The 1,806-nt window shown below is 63.1% G+C and carries 1 protein-coding gene; it reads right to left on the minus strand.

Features of this window, described 5'->3' with window-relative positions:
* Positions 1-90: 90 nt before the first annotated feature.
* Entirely contained in the window at positions 91-1,737 is a 1,647-nt protein-coding gene (gene amrB / locus FCU66_RS40260) for an AmmeMemoRadiSam system protein B (protein ID WP_246094213.1), read from the minus strand.
* Positions 1,738-1,806 lie beyond the last annotated feature (69 nt).

Consider the following 1,806-nt stretch of genomic DNA (forward strand, 5'->3'; position numbering starts at 1 on the left):
CGCTCCGGTTCTCGGAAGCCGCCGTTTTCGACTCGGCCTGACCTGAATCTCTGCACACCCTGGTCACGCAAACCCTATTTTGAGGCAACGCTATTTCCGGCCCATCTCGAAATAGTTGGGCAGCGGAATAAGTCTTGTGAAGATGGTGCCCTGGGCGAAGACGCGCAGTTCCAGCATCGATCCTGACGACCGTTCGGCGCTCTGGTCGAACAGGAAATTGCCGAGCGAATAGACCTCCGCCACATCGCCGCCGGCCAGCGGGACAATTGCTTCGCTCGACACATGTGGGTGGCCGCCGACGATGGCTGAAGCGCCGCGCAGCCGCATCTGGTCGGCAAGCATGTCTTCACGCTCCGACGGTCCGGTCTTGTACTCGCGGCCCCAGTGGACGAAGGCGACCACCGGCCGCCCGGCATCCTCGTGCAACAGCCGGTCGAGCAGGGCAGGGGTGATAAGGTCGGTGTTCTTGGAGCCGTTGGTGTCGATGTCGGTCAGGCCGACAAGATCGAGATCGGCAAGCGCCAGCGTCTCGCCCTGGCCGAAATGCGGGATGCCGGCTTCATCCAGCGCGCGCAGCGTCTCCGCATAGCCTGACGGTCCGAGATCATAGGCGTGGTTGTTGGCGAGCCCGACGCCGGCGACATGCAGCCGCTTCAGCATGTCGACAGCCAGGCCTTGCGGCATCGCCAGCGTCATGTCGTCGATCGCTTCCGGCACGTTGGGCAGGATGACGCCTTCGAGGTTGACGATCAGCGGCCGTGATCCGGTCAGGGCCAGGACGCTGTCGACGATCCGGTCGGCAACACCGTCGCGAACCAGGATCTTCTTCATGGCGCGGCCGAAATTCACGTCGCCGGCGAGGTAGTAGATCCTGTCCTTTGGCCGCGCCGGATTGTTGAAGCCGGGGCCGAAGGCGCCGAACAGCGCCACCACATAGCTGGTGGTCCGCTCGACATAGTCCGACGTGTGTTCCTGCGAGTTCTCATTGGCGACGACCAGCGGCTGGGCGCCGAACAATTCCCGCTGCAGCCTGGTCTGGATATAGAGCGCACCGACGGAATCTGCATGATCGGGCTGGCGAAGTGCTGATATGCCGTCGAGCGAACCGGCGGCCAGCATGTTCAGGGACTGCTGGTCGAAGCGCCTGGAATCATGCTGCGGGAGATAGTGCGAGAAGTCGGTGGATTCGACGATCAGCGTGTCCTGGTCGACAATCGGTTTGAGAGCCTCGGCCAGCCTGTCCCAGTCGCTGCGGCGCGCCTTGACCGACATTGCCACGGGCACGATTTTCGCTTCGGGGAAATAGTGATGCAGGAAAGGCAACATGGCGCGTACGCCATGTTCCTTGTCGAACAGACAGGACTCCTCGACCATGTCGCTGTTCGTCTCAAGCCGCCGCACGGCGTCGGTGTCGGCCGCCACTGGGCCAAGCACGGTATCGAAGCCGCGCAGCGAGGTGGCGTACAGTCTGTGCGTCTTGTGGAAATGGTCCGGCGACAGGATGACGATGCGCTTGTAGCGGAAGCCGGACGCCGCCCGGAAACCCAGTGCCACCAGATCGGCGGCCAGCAGATGATGCGGCACCGTGATGCCGGTCAGCCGCTGGTTGGATGGTGGGACATCGGCGACGCCGGCGATAGCATCCTTGAACAGCGTGGCGTCGTCGTAGAAGGGCGGGAAGTTCTCGGTGCCGGGCAGGCAGACAGTGGGGGCGGCGAAGGTGGAGAGGGGAAACAAGGTGAGAAGAGTAACTGCAAAGATCAGCGGAATGCTGGTCTGCGCCCAGACACCCCCCTCTGTCCTGCC

The sequence above is a fragment of the Mesorhizobium norvegicum genome (genome assembly GCF_004919685.1).
GTDB classification, from domain to species: Bacteria; Pseudomonadota; Alphaproteobacteria; order Rhizobiales; family Rhizobiaceae; genus Mesorhizobium; species Mesorhizobium norvegicum.